The organism is Blautia sp. CAG:257 (assembly GCF_000433815.1).
Lineage (GTDB): Bacteria > Bacillota > Clostridia > Lachnospirales > Lachnospiraceae > Blautia_A > Blautia_A caecimuris.
The window spans coordinates 30,714-44,854 of sequence record NZ_HF998990.1; the positions used below are offsets into that span (position 1 = coordinate 30,714).

13 protein-coding genes and 1 tRNA gene are annotated in these 14,141 nt (G+C 44.3%); 11 read left to right on the plus strand and 3 right to left on the minus strand.

Going from position 1 to position 14,141, the window contains the following annotated elements; all coding sequences use genetic code 11:
• Positions 1 to 5: 5 nt before the first annotated feature.
• A complete protein-coding gene (locus QVP40_RS01445) occupies positions 6 to 977 on the minus strand; it encodes a carbohydrate kinase family protein (protein WP_022066737.1) in 972 nt (323 codons plus the stop codon).
• A gap of 258 nt (positions 978 to 1,235) precedes the next feature.
• Between QVP40_RS01445 and glgB the strand changes: the two genes are divergently transcribed.
• Positions 1,236 to 3,413: a 1,4-alpha-glucan branching enzyme gene (glgB, locus tag QVP40_RS01450; RefSeq protein ID WP_022066738.1), complete on the plus strand. Its 2,178-nt coding sequence runs from the start codon at positions 1,236 to 1,238 to the stop codon at positions 3,411 to 3,413.
• Positions 3,414 to 3,735: 322 nt separating this feature from the next.
• On the opposite strand, the gene QVP40_RS01455 is transcribed toward glgB, so the two are convergent.
• A complete protein-coding gene (locus tag QVP40_RS01455) occupies positions 3,736 to 3,924 on the minus strand; it encodes a hypothetical protein (RefSeq protein WP_330361875.1) in 189 nt (62 codons plus the stop codon).
• Between the two features lie 347 nt (positions 3,925 to 4,271).
• On the opposite strand from QVP40_RS01455, the gene QVP40_RS01460 reads away from it, so the two are divergent.
• Together QVP40_RS01460 and QVP40_RS01465 are read left to right on the plus strand one after the other, a co-directional pair.
• Entirely contained in the window at positions 4,272 to 4,451 is a 180-nt protein-coding gene (locus tag QVP40_RS01460) for a type II toxin-antitoxin system RelE family toxin (RefSeq protein ID WP_022066740.1), read from the plus strand.
• 56 nt (positions 4,452 to 4,507) lie between these two features.
• Positions 4,508 to 4,693, plus strand: a complete 186-nt coding sequence (locus tag QVP40_RS01465; RefSeq protein WP_022066741.1) for a hypothetical protein — start codon at positions 4,508 to 4,510, stop codon at positions 4,691 to 4,693.
• A gap of 160 nt (positions 4,694 to 4,853) precedes the next feature.
• On the opposite strand, the gene QVP40_RS01470 is transcribed toward QVP40_RS01465, so the two are convergent.
• Positions 4,854 to 5,180 carry a hypothetical protein gene (locus QVP40_RS01470; RefSeq protein ID WP_022066742.1) on the minus strand — a complete coding sequence of 109 codons (327 nt, stop codon included), beginning with the start codon at positions 5,178 to 5,180 and terminating at the stop codon, positions 4,854 to 4,856.
• 326 nt (positions 5,181 to 5,506) lie between these two features.
• On the opposite strand from QVP40_RS01470, the gene QVP40_RS01475 reads away from it, so the two are divergent.
• The 8 genes from QVP40_RS01475 (at position 5,507) to QVP40_RS01510 (ending at position 14,139) form a co-directional block, all read left to right on the plus strand.
• Positions 5,507 to 5,579: transfer RNA gene (locus tag QVP40_RS01475), tRNA-Thr, on the plus strand.
• A 301-nt stretch (positions 5,580 to 5,880) separates the two neighbouring features.
• Positions 5,881 to 7,236: an amidohydrolase gene (locus QVP40_RS01480; protein ID WP_022066743.1), complete on the plus strand. Its 1,356-nt coding sequence runs from the start codon at positions 5,881 to 5,883 to the stop codon at positions 7,234 to 7,236.
• 225 nt (positions 7,237 to 7,461) lie between these two features.
• Positions 7,462 to 8,556, plus strand: coding sequence for an ABC transporter ATP-binding protein (locus QVP40_RS01485; RefSeq protein ID WP_022066744.1), 1,095 nt, complete (start codon positions 7,462 to 7,464; stop codon positions 8,554 to 8,556).
• A 2-nt stretch (positions 8,557 to 8,558) separates the two neighbouring features.
• Positions 8,559 to 9,425: an ABC transporter permease gene (locus QVP40_RS01490; RefSeq protein ID WP_022066745.1), complete on the plus strand. Its 867-nt coding sequence runs from the start codon at positions 8,559 to 8,561 to the stop codon at positions 9,423 to 9,425.
• Entirely contained in the window at positions 9,422 to 10,228 is an 807-nt protein-coding gene (locus QVP40_RS01495) for an ABC transporter permease (RefSeq protein ID WP_022066746.1), read from the plus strand. The genes QVP40_RS01490 and QVP40_RS01495 overlap by 4 nt, the downstream gene beginning before the upstream one ends.
• A 48-nt stretch (positions 10,229 to 10,276) precedes the next feature.
• On the plus strand, positions 10,277 to 11,308 hold the full coding sequence (locus QVP40_RS01500; RefSeq protein ID WP_022066747.1) for a polyamine ABC transporter substrate-binding protein: 1,032 nt from the start codon (positions 10,277 to 10,279) through the stop codon (positions 11,306 to 11,308).
• Between the two features lie 20 nt (positions 11,309 to 11,328).
• A complete protein-coding gene (gene ptsP / locus QVP40_RS01505) occupies positions 11,329 to 12,987 on the plus strand; it encodes a phosphoenolpyruvate--protein phosphotransferase (RefSeq protein ID WP_022066748.1) in 1,659 nt (552 codons plus the stop codon).
• Between the two features lie 12 nt (positions 12,988 to 12,999).
• Positions 13,000 to 14,139, plus strand: a complete 1,140-nt coding sequence (locus QVP40_RS01510; protein ID WP_022066749.1) for a DUF362 domain-containing protein — start codon at positions 13,000 to 13,002, stop codon at positions 14,137 to 14,139.
• The last annotated feature ends 2 nt before the right edge of the window (positions 14,140 to 14,141 follow it).

The window sequence follows — 14,141 nt, forward strand, 5'->3', positions numbered from 1 at the left end:
AAAAATTACTGTCTGGATGCGATAAATTCCAGAACTTCTTCTCTGGACGGCATAACGCGAAGCGCGCCTTTTCTGGTGGTGATCAGAGAAGCGGCTGCGTTGGCAAAGGTCAGAAGCTCTTTTAAGTTTTCAGCAGTCAGATTCTCCAGACCATGCTCCAGAACATAGTTGAGAGCGCTTGCGCAGAAAGTATCTCCGGCGCCGGTAGTTTCAATGGTGTTTTCCTGAAGGAAAGGAGCAGCCTCCACTCTGAGATCCTTGTAATAAGCGCGGCTTCCGTCTTTTCCCATAGTGATAAGCACCAGAGGAATGTTGTATTTTTCGCGGATCAGGGCAGCGCCTTTGTCGTAATCAGTGGTTCCGAAAAGAAATTCTACTTCATTGTCAGAAATTTTCAGTACATCGCATTTTCCCATTCCGTATTCGATCTCTCTGCGTGCATCGTCCAGAGAATTCCACAGAGGAGGGCGGAGATTCGGATCAAAAGTAATGATACAGCCGGCCTCTTTTGCCAGTTCAATGGCATGACGGGTCGCTTCTCTGACACCTTCATGGGTGGAAGAAAGAGTACCGAAATGGAAAATACGGGAATCTTCAATCAGTTCTTTCTGAACCTCTTCCTTTGTGAGCATCATATCTGCGCCGGGATCACGATAAAAAGAAAAATCTCTGTCCCCGTCCGGATAAGTATGGACAAAAGCAAGCGTAGTATGATGCTTATGGTCCATGATCAGGTTGCGTGTATCAATTCCAACTTCCTCTACAGCCTTTTTTAACTGATTTCCGAACATATCGTTTCCGACTTTGCCAATAAAGGCTGTTTTTTTGCCAAGCTTCTGCAGCATGGCAAGGACATTGCAGGGAGCGCCGCCCGGATTTGCCTCCATCAGAGGATTCCCCTGAGCGCTGTCGCCGTTTTCGGTAAAATCGATCAGCAGTTCGCCAAGTGCTGTTACATCGTATTTTCTGTTTTTCATAATAAACCTCCTAAGTATCTTGTGATCCACACAGACTCCTGAGCTGGCAGGAACAGACCGGCAATCTGTATGTTTTCGCTATTATCAATTTAGCGTAGGGAATCAATTTTGTCAAACAAAATTCGGACAAATCTTTATTTTTTACAGTAAAAATGGTAAAATAACAATATTACAGATTCTTTTGCAGGGGAGAATCCATTTGTTTTAGATAATGGAGAGCCCTTTTTGCCGGAGGAATCAGTCAGGAGGTTGGAGAAGATGAACGGAAAAGCGTATGACTATATGGACTGGCCAGGAATTGAAGCAATCATATACGGGGAGGAAGTATCTCCAAAAGATATTATGGCTCCAAGGCTCACTCCGGACGGGATACTGCTGCAGGGCTTTTTCCCGGAGGCAGAAAAGGCCGAGGCGGTGATAGAGAAAAAGGCATATTCTATGGAAAAGGAAGATGAGGCAGGATATTTTGCAGTTCTTGTGTCCGGAAGAAAAATTCCTTCCTATTCTTTCCGTGTAACAAAAAACGGAGAAACAAAGGAGTTTGAAGACCCTTATGCCTTTTCTGGGCAGATGACAGAGGAAGAGGAAAAGGCTTTTTGTGCAGGAGTATATTATCATGCCTATGAAAAAATGGGCGCCCATGTGATGACCATAGACGGAACAGAAGGAACCAGCTTTGCCGTGTGGGCTCCAAATGCGGTAAGCGTAAGTGTTGTGGGAGATTTTAACGGCTGGGACGGCAGAGGTCATCTGATGCACAGACGGCCCATGTCCGGTATTTTTGAGCTTTTTATTCCAGGAGTAAAAAAAGGAGATCTTTATAAGTATGAGGTCAGAATCCGGGGAGGTCAGAAGCTCCTGAAAGCGGATCCCTATGGAACCTGCACAGAGGCTTTTCCCGCCACAGCATCCATAGTGGACAAAGCTGCCGGAGACATTACCTGGACAGATGATTTCTGGATGGCGGAGCGCAAAAAATATGCGGACAGGAATCAGCCGGTATCTATTTACGAAACAGACCTGACTCAATGGAAAAACGGGGAAGAACTTGTTTCCTTTGTAAAAAAACTGGGCTATACCCATGTGGAGCTTCATCCGGTTATGGGATACCTGGACGAAGAGTCAGGGCCTTATTCTACATTTTCTTACTATGCACCTGACCGTAGATATGGTGTGCCGGAGGATTTTGCCCGTCTGGTCAATGAGCTCCATAAAGAAAATATCGGTGTGATACTGGACTGGACTCCGGCTCATTTTCCGCGCCATGGAGAAGGACTGGAGTGCTTTGACGGAACACCTCTTTATGAGGTTCCGGATCCTGCAATGGCAGTTCATCCTATGTGGGGAACCCTTCTTTATAATTATGAAAGTCCAATGGTAAAGGATTTCCTGATCGCCAATGCGTTTTACTGGACAGAGGTGTACCATGTGGACGGATTCCGTGTGGATGATGTGGATTCCATGCTTTATCTGGATTATGGAAGAGAGGGCGAAAGCTGGCGGCCAAATCTTTACGGAACCAACGAAAACCTGGCGTCAGTAGAATTTCTGAAGCATCTGAATTCAGTTATGAAGAAAAAGCACCCCGGTGTTCTTATGATCGCTCAGGAGGACGGACTGTGGCCGGAGCTTACAGATGATGTGGAAAACGATCATATTGGTTTTGACTATAAATGGAACAATAACTGGACCAGTGATTTTATTCATTATCTGGAGCTGGATCCCGTTCAGCGTCAGTATGACCATGATCAGCTTACTTTGTCCATGCTCTATGCCTACTGCGAGCATTATGTACTGACACTGGGAACAAGAAGTGCCGGGGAGATCAGTGAATTTATGGATAAGCTTCCGGGCGATGAGAAACAGAAGCTTGCCCAGATAAGAGCTGCCTATACGTATCAGATGCTTCATCCGGGAATTAAAATGACTTCTCCGGGTAAAGAGCTTTCCCGGGAAATGGAAACATTTTTACATGATCTGAATGAGCTTTACTGTTCTCATCCCGCACTGTGGCAGAAAGACCATGAATATGAAGGCTTTGAATGGATCCAACTGATGAAGTATGAAGAAAACGTACTGACCTTTATGAGGAAAACAGAAAAACCGGAAGAAACCCTTGTAGCGGTGGTGAATTTTGCGGCAGTGCCCTATGAAAACTACCAGATCGGCGTTCCTTTTAAGGGCAAATACAAAGAAATCTTTAACAGCGACCGAAAAGAATACGGAGGTCTGGGTACCGGAAATCCAAGGGCAAAATCCAGTAAGGCAGAGGAATGTGATGAGAGAGAAAATTCTCTGAAGATACGGATTCCGGCTTTTGGAGCCGTAGTGCTGTCCTGTACACTGGCAGAAAAAGCAGAAAAGAAGCCGCTGAAAAAGCCGGCTGCCCGCAAAAGATCAACAGCAAAAAAAACATCCAAAAAGCCTGCGGCCTGAAAAAAAGAAGGTGGCGAAAAATTTGGACTTTCAAGATTGTAGCCCCTGTTTTCTGATGATATAATAAAAAAGGAGGCCGCTTTCATGTTAAAAATGATGATCCGCATGGATGATGGCTTGATCTTTTGGAGAGAAAATATTTTAAGGCACTGAATTTTTGACAGAATTATTAAAACCATCAGAAGACATTGTAATCGACGATTCACTTCTGATTGCTCCATCCGAGGAACCAACAGAATAAGGATACATATCAGGCAGGACATGAAAAATGTCCTGCTTTTTTCGTGCCTTCGGGCCAGCCTGACCCGAAGTGACAGCGGTTCTACATAGACTGCTTTCTGCACTCGCTCCATTTATTTTTGGGCGGGTAAAAGTATTGATCTACCGATATATCGAACATTGTAACCAGCTGATAAAATGTATTAAAACTCGGGTGCTGGCCATCATTCTCATGATATATAATGGTACGGGGAACCCGGTCAACAATATAGGCCAGTTGCTCCTGTGTCATCTCGCTGGCCTCCCGAGCCCGCTTGATAGCAAGCCCTGTATCGTGAAAATCAAATTGTCGTTCATCTCGTTCTATCTTCATAACATCACCTGATATAATTTTACATTTCATGTGATATTATTTGAACGATTATAAATTTCATACAACCGACTATTTATTTTTATAATAAGGGCAATAAATTTGACTTCCGTATTTTAATTATACATTCATTCTCTAAAGTCATTCAAAAATATTTTGACCGCTTTATTAAATCCTAAAATGAAATTTTAGGAATACCGAAACCATTAAAAATATATTAGTCACATATAGTATAAAATGGTATAATATATTTAAAAGAGGAGAATATAATGCAGATAAAATACAAAAAGAAAGCTGTAAAATATATTAATTCAGCGGACAGTCCTACAAAAAGACGTTTACGGGAAGCTATTGAAAAAATACCATTTGGTGACATCAAAAAACTAATAGGTTTCGACAATGAATATCGTTTAAGAGTTGGAGATTTACGATTGAAAATGATATTGTAACTATTAACGATATAAAGCCCAGAGGTCAAGTATATAAAAAATTATAGGAGGAAAAAATGAGCAGAGAGACTATAAAATATTTGATTGATATGATCCCCGAAAAAGACATTGATACAATTTATAGAGTTTTAGTGCGTTTTGTTCCTGAGACAGAACCACTTCCGGACGAAATAGAAGCAATATTAGAAGCAAAAGCAGATACATCTCCGACAATTTCTCATAACGAGATTAACTGGGATTAAAAGCAAATTTATAAAAGTTTTCAAAAAGAACAGGTTTTATCTTGTTCTTTTTTTATCGTCCCAGCTGAATATATAGTTGCAAGAGAGGCGTAGTATTTGTTGATAATTTCTAAGTTTATAGTTCCAATTTGCTTATCAGTCAATCTATAACCATCATATCCTATAATTTCCCCCATAATACAATCTTCGTATCCATCATAAGTAGATCTTTTTCTTCCGAAAATTTTTCCTTTTTGAGCCATTTAAGTATTCCACCGCCGAATGTCTGAGATTTTACTTCTTTGCTTTTGTCTACAATAGTTTGTTTTTTAAGACTTTTCTTAGCATCTTTATACTTTTCGTAATAAGCATCCTTTTTAGCGTTGATTTCTGCATTGGTTTTTCCGTAGAAATAGTTACCGTTTACATCTTTGTAGAATTTATATTTGATTCCATTAATTGTTTTGGTTCCCCATGAACCTTCTCCATTTTTTCTTCGACTTGCCATTGCATCATACCTCCAATCATTCGAAACGTATGTTCGCAATAGTTGATTAGTTTTTTAATTTTACTTGACAATCTTATATTTGTGCATTAAGATAATAAATGTGTTTGGAGAACACGTTGTACTTTTACCATAACTATAATGAAAACTATGGTAAAAGTAAATAGGGTAAAAGCAGGAAAGAAATTACCATAGTTTTACCATAGTCAGAATAACATTAGATGGTATTATAAGATACAGCGAAGTAATACTTAACCAGTTGGAAAATCTGCTAAAAACCCTTATAACATGCGGAAATAAAGGAAAATCTTTGATTTCCGTTGTCACAGGCTGGAATAGCTCAGTCGGTAGAGCACTTCACTCGTAATGAAGGGGTCGTGAGTTCGAGTCTCATTTCCAGCTTTTATGATACAGATATCAGTAAGTGATATATACGATCCAAATAAAATGACTGTTCTTTCAGAAAATGAGAGAACAGTTTTTTGTTTTTACAGGAAAAATCAGGGGCAGGAAGATTGTTCAGGAAAACGGAAATGCTGCTTTTGCAGATGAATTTTGGTTTTGCTGACACTTGCAATAGACAGAGATTATGGTATGATTAAATATCAGTAAGGTGTTTCAGATCATGTATAAACTGACAGAAAGGATAAACGAAAAAACGTCCTTTTTATTGGCGATATACTTATTTATGAGGAGAACCGTTATGGATGAAACAGAACAGCGGATCATTGATCTTATAGAAGAGCACAGACAGGAGATTCTGTATTTTGCCAGGGATATTGAAGGGCATCCGGAGCCTGGCTTTCAGGAAGTACGAACAGCGAAAAAAACAGCAGAGCTTCTGAAAAAATATGGATATGAGGTTCAGGAGGGAATTGCCCTGACCGGAGTCCGGGGCGACTGGAACAGCCAGGACGGAGGTCTGGAACGGATATCCGGAGCAGGAAAAAACGCTTCAGGAAAAAGTACGGGAAAGTTTCCGAATATTTCAGTGATCGGGGAGATGGATGCCATTGGATGCAAAGCTCACCCGATGGCAGATGCGCAGAACGGCACAGCCCACGCCTGCGGCCACCATGCTCAGATGGCTGTGCTGGCCGGGGCGGCAATGGCTTTTGCAGATCCTGAGATCAGAAAACAGATTACAGGCTCTCTGACGTTTTTGGCTGTGCCTGCAGAAGAATACATTGATGCAGATAAAAGAACAGCCCTTCGGAAACAGGGAATCTGTTTCGGTTCCGGCAAAAGTGAAATGATCCGAAGAGGAGAGTTTGACAATACGGATCTTGTGATGACGACTCATGTACATATGGTTCCGGTTGAAGAGGACTTTTATCTGGGGAATCCTGCCTGCAATGGTTTTGCAGCAGAACGAGTGACCGTCCGGGGAAAAGCAGCCCATGCAGCCATTGATCCCTGGAATGGCGTCAACGCGCTAAGTATTGCCTCAAGCGCCATTCAGATGATGGGACTGATGCGGGAAACCTTCCGGGAGGAGGATCATGTGCGGCTTCACAATGTAATTCGAAAAGCCGGAGATGTGGTAAACAGTGTGCCGGATGAGGCGGTTGTGGAAACAAAGATCAGAGCATCTTCTCTGGAACGGATTCAGGAAGTACAGGAGATGATCGACCGGGCCTATGACGGAGCTGCCTATGCTTTCGGCGGAAAAATTGAAAGAGAAAGGATTCCCGGCTACATGCCTGTCCGTCCAAGGGAGGCGGATTCGGCGCTGGTTCAGGCGGCAGAGGCGTTGGGAGTTTCTTTTCGTACTGTGAAGCCGGGAGACTTTAACAATGCATGTACGGATATGGGAGATCTTACCCAGCTGTTTCCGGTAGTAAATTTTACCTTCCGGGGCTTTGAAGGCCGGCTTCACGGAGAAGATTTTCGGATCACAGATGAAGAAAAGGCATATATTCTTCCGGCAAAGCTTATGGCGCTTACCATTTACCGGCTTTTGAGAAACGATGCCCGGGAGGCAAAAAAGATCGTGGATGATTTCACTCCGGTTTTTGACAAAAAACAATATATAGAGTATATTGAAAAGCAAATGTAAATATATAGAGTTACTGATCACTCCGTTCACAGAAATCTGGTCAAAACGCATTTCAAATCGCTTTCGTTGATGGTATTTTGCCCCGTATGTCCCGGAACTTTGGAATATATATCAGAACACCTTCCGGGACAGTGAGGTGCAGACAGTAACGATATAAATAAAAGCATCCCGGACAGAAAATGTGTGCGGGACAGAAACAGTAAGGAGGCAGTATAAAAAACAGAGATGACAGAAAAGTGTTTGGAATTAAAAAATATCAGAAAAGGATTTTCAGATGAGGAGGAAGTTTTAAAGGGCATCAGTCTTGCTATTGAAAAAGGTGAGTTTATTACCCTTCTGGGATCTTCCGGATGCGGAAAGACAACAACGCTGCGTATTATTGCAGGCCTTGAAATGCCGGATGCGGGACAGGTGTTTCTGGATGGAAAGGATGTAACTGCTCTGAATCCGGAGGACCGGGATGTAAATACGGTATTTCAGAACTATGCTCTTTTTCCTCATATGAATGTGGCAGACAATATCGGTTACGGTCTGAGGCTGAAAAAGGTTCCCAGGACTGAAATCCGCAGAAGAGTAAAGGAAATGCTGGAGCTGGTGCAGCTTCCCGGCTATGAAAAAAGAAAGCCCTCTGAGCTTTCGGGCGGTCAGAAGCAAAGAGTTGCCATTGCCAGAGCCCTTATTAATAATCCGAGGGTGCTTCTTCTTGACGAGCCTCTGGGAGCCCTTGACCTTCAGCTGAGACGGGCCATGCAGGTGGAATTAAAGCGGCTCCAGAAAAAGCTTGGCATTACGTTTATTTATATTACTCACGATCAGGAGGAGGCTATTAACATGTCCGACCGGATCGCGGTAATGAATCACGGAACCTTTGAACAGATCGGAATTCCGGATGAAATCTACAATCATCCCCGCACAAGCTATGTGGCAACCTTTGTGGGAAATGCGAATATCCTGAAAGGAGTGGCAGGAGCCACAGAAAACGGAAAGGTAGCTGTTAATATTTCAGGAGGCCATATTCAGGCGGATTCTCACAATGAGATAATCCGGCCCGGAGAAAAAGTGACTCTGGCAGTGCGGAGCGAAAACATAAGAATTGACGAGGAATGTTCCTGCGGCCTTTCGGCAGTGGTAACGGAAAAAACCTTTGCAGGAGGACTTCTTCGGGTTGTTCTGAAGCTTACAGACGGGACAGAGCTTGTGGCAAGCCGCTATGGCATAGACGCCAGAGTGCAGCAGGGGCAGACAGTCAGCGTGTGCTTTGCGCCGGAGGATGCGGTTCTTGTAGACCGGGATGCTGTCCGGGAAGGCGGGGAGGCCTGAGGATGAAAGGAACAAAAGCAAAAAAGAAAACTACCTCAGTGTGGATGATCCTGCCTCTGTATTTTTTTACGCTGGTGTTTGTGGCAGGACCTCTTATTTATATGGTGGCTCTTAGCTTCGCCCAGCCGGGAAGCGGAACCTCCGTGGAGTGGAACCTGACCCTGGAAAATTACAGAAAAATCCTGGATCCGGTTTATCTTCAGACCTTCCGGGAATCCTTTCAGCTTGCCCTGACCAGTACGGTGATCATCTGTCTGGTGGGATATCCTTTCGGGTATTTTATGGCAAAAATGTCTGATACCTGGAAAAAAAGAGCCATGCTTCTTCTGATGCTGCCCTTCTGGATCAATTCCCTGATCCGTCTTTACGGATGGATCATCATCCTTCAGAACAAGGGTGTGCTGAATTATATTTTAAAGGGGCTGGGTATCATTGATAAGCCGCTGAAAATCCTGTACAGCTATCCGGCTATTGTAGTGGGTATGGTTTATGTACTTCTGCCCTTTATGATCCTTTCCGTATATTCCAGTGCGGAAAAGCTGGACTGGTCTCTTGTGGAGGCAGCCCGTGACCTTGGGGCGGGAAAAATAAAGGCATTCTGGACCGTTTCCTTTAAGCTGACCCTTCCGGGACTTCTGTCAGGAGTGATCCTTACCTTTATTCCGTCTATGGGACTGTTCTTTATAGCGGACATCCTGGGAGGAAATAAGATCGTTCTGGTAGGAAGTCTGATCCAGGAGCAGATGACAAGGGGAAATAACTGGCCCTTTGCGGCAGCTCTTGCAGTGGTGCTGATGATCCTTACCTCACTGATGATCGGTCTTTACCGTAAAATAACAAATGTAAAAGAATTGGAGGGAATCGGATGAAAAAAAATACGAAGCTCTCCGGGCTGTATCTTGGAATTGTGTTTTTTCTGATGTATCTGCCGGTGGCAGTGGTGATCATTTTTTCCTTTAACGAGTCCAGGCTTCCTGTGCGGTTTACGGGATTTTCCCTGAAATGGTATCAGGAGCTTTTAAATGACAGAGCCATGATCGAGGCTCTGGAAAACAGTCTGGTACTGGGCGCAGCAAGCTGTCTTGTTTCCGCAGTGATCGGAACTCTGGGAGCAGTGGGACTTTCCAGAATACACTGGAAAACAAAAGGGGCTCTGGAATATATATCCATTCTTCCGCTGATGATCCCGGAAATCATTCTGGGAATGGTACTGATGGCATTCTTTTATCTTCTGGATATGCCGTTCGGAATGCTGACCCTTCTTCTGGGCCACACGGTTTTCTGTGTTCCCTATATTCTGATGGAGGTAAAAGCAAGACTTGCAGGAATGGATCCGTCTCTGGAAGAGGCGGCCCGTGATCTTGGCGCAGGAAGCTTCCGGGCTTTCTGGGATATTACGCTGCCTCTTATTATGCCGGCAGTTATGTCAGGCTCCCTTCTGGCATTTGCCATGTCCATGGATGATGTGGTGATCAGTATTTTTGTAAACGGACCCCGGATCTCCACCCTGCCCGTAAAGGTTTACACACAGCTGAAAACAGGAGTGACGCCTGAGATCAATGCACTCTGTACCCTGATGCTTGCATTTACCCTGGCAGTGCTTCTGGTGTATACGCTGATCACCAGACTGGTAAAAGGGAAAAACAGACTCTTTTCAACAAAACAAAAATAGGTTATACTAAAATAGTACAGATTAAAATAACAGATAGAGGAGGACAACATGAAAAAATCATTTGTAATGGCGTTATGTGCAGCTCTGACAGTAACTGCGGCAGCGGTTCCGGTCAGCGCAGATTCTGATAAGGAGCTGGTACTGTTTACCTGGGAAAATATGTTCCCCCAGGAGGTACTGGACGGATTTGAAAAAGAAACAGGCGTAAAGATCATATATTCCAACTTTGACACAGATGAAACCATGCTGGAAAAGCTCTCCATGGCAAAGGGCGGAGATTATGACATTGTAATTGCGGACGATTACATTCTGGAAAATGTGATCCAGGAAGGTCTGGCAGAAAAGCTGGATAAATCAAAGCTGTCCGGCTTTGAAAATATCAATCCTCTTTATCAGGGCCAGTTTTATGACCCGGAGGACGCATATACAGTTCCCTACGGGGCAGGAATCCCCCTGATCGTGTATGATCCGGAAATGGTTGATATTGATATTAAGGGATATGCAGATCTCTGGGATCCGTCTCTGGAAGACAGCATTGCCCTGGTTGCCAACTACCGTGTGATCAATGGAATCACCAATCTGATGCTTGGAAAAAGCATGAATGAAGAAGATGTAGATTCCATTAAAGAAACAGGAGAAAAGCTTCTGGAGCTGGCTCCCAACGTGCGTCTGATCCAGGATGACAACACACAGAATGCGCTTCTGAACGGAGAGGCAAGCGTGGGATTTCTTTATACTTCACAGGTAACAGCTGCTCTTGCAGAATATCCGGAGCTTGAAGTGGTTTATCCGGAAGAAGGTCTGGGATTCGGAATTATGGGAATGTTCATTCCAAGCGAGGCGCCTAACAAGGAGGCGGCATACCAGTTTATGGACTATATCCTTCAGCCGGAGATCGCAGCACAGTGTACAGATTTTATCGGCTACTACAGCACAAATAAAGCGGCAGACGAGCTGGTAAATCCGGATCTGGTAGTGCCGGATTCAGTGAAAAAAGGCGATATCGTACAGAATGTAAGTGCAGAGGCAGAAGAACAGTACAGCAAAAACTGGACAGAATTCAAGGCAGCCTGCGACTGACGGAAATAAGGGGGTACAAGATGGAAATCTACAAAGGGACAGCGACCTTTTCCGGAATTGCCATCGGTAAAATACTGTATTACAGCAGAGGTGAATACCAGATACGGCAGTGTCTGGTAAGCAACATAAAAAAAGAAATCCAGGAATTTCATACAGCCAGACTGCAGGCTGTTAAAGAACTGGAAGAACTTTATGAAAAAAACAGAAGTTTGAATGAACAGGAGGCAAAGGTTTTTCTGGGACAGATCAGACTTCTGGAATCAGAAAGCTATCAGAAAGCAATTGAAAGCTGCATTTCGCTGGAGAAGGTAAACGCAGCATATGCGATCATGACAAACAGGGATGAGCTGACAGAAACCTTCCGGAATCTGGAGGAGCCTGTGGTGCGCCGGCGCATCCAGGATATTCAGGAAATTTCTGCGCGGCTGATCCGTATTCTGGGAGGCTCCTGCACCCGGATCAGTCTGGGTGACGAGCCGGTGATCGTGGTGGCAGAATCTCTTGCGCCTACAGAGATCATGGAAATGGACAAGCAAAAGCTTCTGGCAGTTGTCATGCATCACGGTTCAGCAGTATCTCATACTTCTATTATGACAAAGACTATGGAAATCCCTGCTCTTGTGGATATAGAAGCAGATGATGAGTGGGACGGCCAGACAGCCATTGTGGACGGTTATACAGGGACTCTGTATCTGAACCCGGATGCGGAGATCAAGAGAGAATACCGGATCCGTCTGGAGGCGGATAAAAAGGAAAAAGAAGAGCTTCTGAAGCTGAAAAACCAGACAGATGAAACAGCGGACGGAAAAAAGATCGGGCTTTATGCCAATATCGGAAATATGAGCGATCTGAACAATGTACTCTTTTACGGAGCTGCAGGAATCGGACTTCTCCGCAGTGAGTTTCAATATCTGGGAAGAGAAAATTATCCAAGAGAAAACGAGCTTTTCCGGGCATATAAACAGCTTGCAGAAACTATGGGAGACCGTCTTACAGTAATACGTACCTCTGATCTGGGAGCGGACAAACAGGCCTCCTATCTGGACATTCCGGAAGAGACAAATCCCATTATGGGAAACCGGGGAATCCGTCTCTGTCTGGACCGGAAGCGTATGTTTAAGGCGCAGCTTCGCGCCATCTACCGGGCCAGCGCCTACGGGAATCTTGCCATAATGTATCCCATGGTTTCCTCAGAGTCTGAAATGGATGAAATTGAGGAGATCATTGGTGAGGTAAAGGAAGGGCTGAAAGAAAAAGAAATTCCTTTCCGTGATATTCAGACAAGCATAATGATCGAAACTCCGGCTGCAGTGATGATCAGCCGTGAGCTGGCAAAAAGAGTGGATTTTTTAAGTATCGGCACAAATGACCTTACTCAGTATACACTGGCTATGGACAGGCAGAATCCCCTTTTGAAAAATAAATATGACGATCATCATCCTGCCATTCTGCGAATGATCCGCATGGTGGTGGAGGCTGCGCATGCAGAAGGAAAAAAAGCAGGAATCTGCGGTGAAATTGCCGCTGATACCGAGCTGACAGAAACCTTTCTCCGAATGGGAGTGGATTTCCTGTCCGTAGTTCCTGCCTGCATCCTTCCGGTAAGAAAGGCTCTCAGAGACACTGATCTAAGCGTCGGTAAGGCTTTGGAGGCAGAACGCAGCATTGCATTTAAGTAAGAAAGGCAGCTCATGAAAAATAAAAGTAAAGTAATTCTTCTTCCCTGTAATTCCTACAGGGAAGAACTTGTTTATGATAGTTTAAAAAAGGGATTAAAGCTTCTGGGCGGACTGGAAGCCCTTATCTTAAAAGACGAAAAAATTCTTTTAAAGCCCAACCTTCTGAAGCGGGCAGAGGTAGAAAAGGCAGTGATCACTCATCCGGCAGTGGTGGGAATGTTCGGGAAACTTTTAAAAGAAGAGGGCTATGAAAAGGTGACACTGGCAGATTCCTGCGGACATGGAAATACCACAAAAGTCATTGCCGGAACAGGAATGGACACGTATCTTCAGGAACTTGGCATCCCGGCCGTTGATTTTTCGGAAGGCATCCGGACTCCCTATGAGGAAGGCGTTCAGGCAAAAGAGTTTATTCTTGGCAAAGAGCTTCTGGAAAGCAGCTGCGTGATCTCTCTGTGCAAAATGAAAACCCATGCGCTGGAGCGTATCACGGGAGCGGTGAAGAACAGCTATGGTTTTATTTACGGCCTTCATAAAGCAAAAGGACATACTCTTTTTCCAAGTGCAGACAGCTTTGCCAGAATGCTGATCGATCTGAACCAGTGCGTAAATCCCAGACTTTACATTATGGACGGTATTACAGCCATGGAGGGAAACGGCCCTGGTTCAGGAGATCCTGTTGATATGAAGGTTATGCTGATGTCTACAGATCCGGTGGCTCTGGACAGTGTATTCTGCCGTCTGGTGCATCTGAAGCCTCAGATGGTTCCCACCTGTTATCATGGAGAGAAGATGGGACTTGGAACCTGGAAAGAAGAGGAAATACAGCTTCTGGCCCCGGAAGGAGAGCTCTCCATGGCAGAAGCTGTAAAAAAATACGGAAATCCGGAATTTAATGTAGACAGAAGAATAATAAAATATGGAATCTGGGAAAAAATGGCAAAGGCTTTGAATCTTTTCCAGAAAAAGCCGTATATTGAGGAATCCAGATGCATCCGCTGCGGAATCTGTGTGAACAGCTGTCCGGTACCGGAAAAAGCAGTGGATTTTAAAAACGGAAGAGATCATCCTCCGGTTTATAATTATAAAAAATGTATCCGGTGTTTCTGCTGCCAGGAAATGTGCCCGGAAAAAGCAATAAAAGTAAAGTGAAA

Coding starts and splice junctions, on each gene's coding strand:
- QVP40_RS01445 (WP_022066737.1), bottom strand. CDS start 977: ATGAAAAACAGAAAATACGATGTAACAGCACTTGGCGAACTGCTGATC.
- glgB (WP_022066738.1), top strand. CDS start 1,236: ATGAACGGAAAAGCGTATGACTATATGGACTGGCCAGGAATTGAAGCA.
- QVP40_RS01455 (WP_330361875.1), bottom strand. CDS start 3,924: ATGACACAGGAGCAACTGGCCTATATTGTTGACCGGGTTCCCCGTACC.
- QVP40_RS01460 (WP_022066740.1), top strand. CDS start 4,272: ATGCAGATAAAATACAAAAAGAAAGCTGTAAAATATATTAATTCAGCG.
- QVP40_RS01465 (WP_022066741.1), top strand. CDS start 4,508: ATGAGCAGAGAGACTATAAAATATTTGATTGATATGATCCCCGAAAAA.
- QVP40_RS01470 (WP_022066742.1), bottom strand. CDS start 5,180: ATGGCAAGTCGAAGAAAAAATGGAGAAGGTTCATGGGGAACCAAAACA.
- QVP40_RS01480 (WP_022066743.1), top strand. CDS start 5,881: ATGGATGAAACAGAACAGCGGATCATTGATCTTATAGAAGAGCACAGA.
- QVP40_RS01485 (WP_022066744.1), top strand. CDS start 7,462: ATGACAGAAAAGTGTTTGGAATTAAAAAATATCAGAAAAGGATTTTCA.
- QVP40_RS01490 (WP_022066745.1), top strand. CDS start 8,559: ATGAAAGGAACAAAAGCAAAAAAGAAAACTACCTCAGTGTGGATGATC.
- QVP40_RS01495 (WP_022066746.1), top strand. CDS start 9,422: ATGAAAAAAAATACGAAGCTCTCCGGGCTGTATCTTGGAATTGTGTTT.
- QVP40_RS01500 (WP_022066747.1), top strand. CDS start 10,277: ATGAAAAAATCATTTGTAATGGCGTTATGTGCAGCTCTGACAGTAACT.
- ptsP (WP_022066748.1), top strand. CDS start 11,329: ATGGAAATCTACAAAGGGACAGCGACCTTTTCCGGAATTGCCATCGGT.
- QVP40_RS01510 (WP_022066749.1), top strand. CDS start 13,000: ATGAAAAATAAAAGTAAAGTAATTCTTCTTCCCTGTAATTCCTACAGG.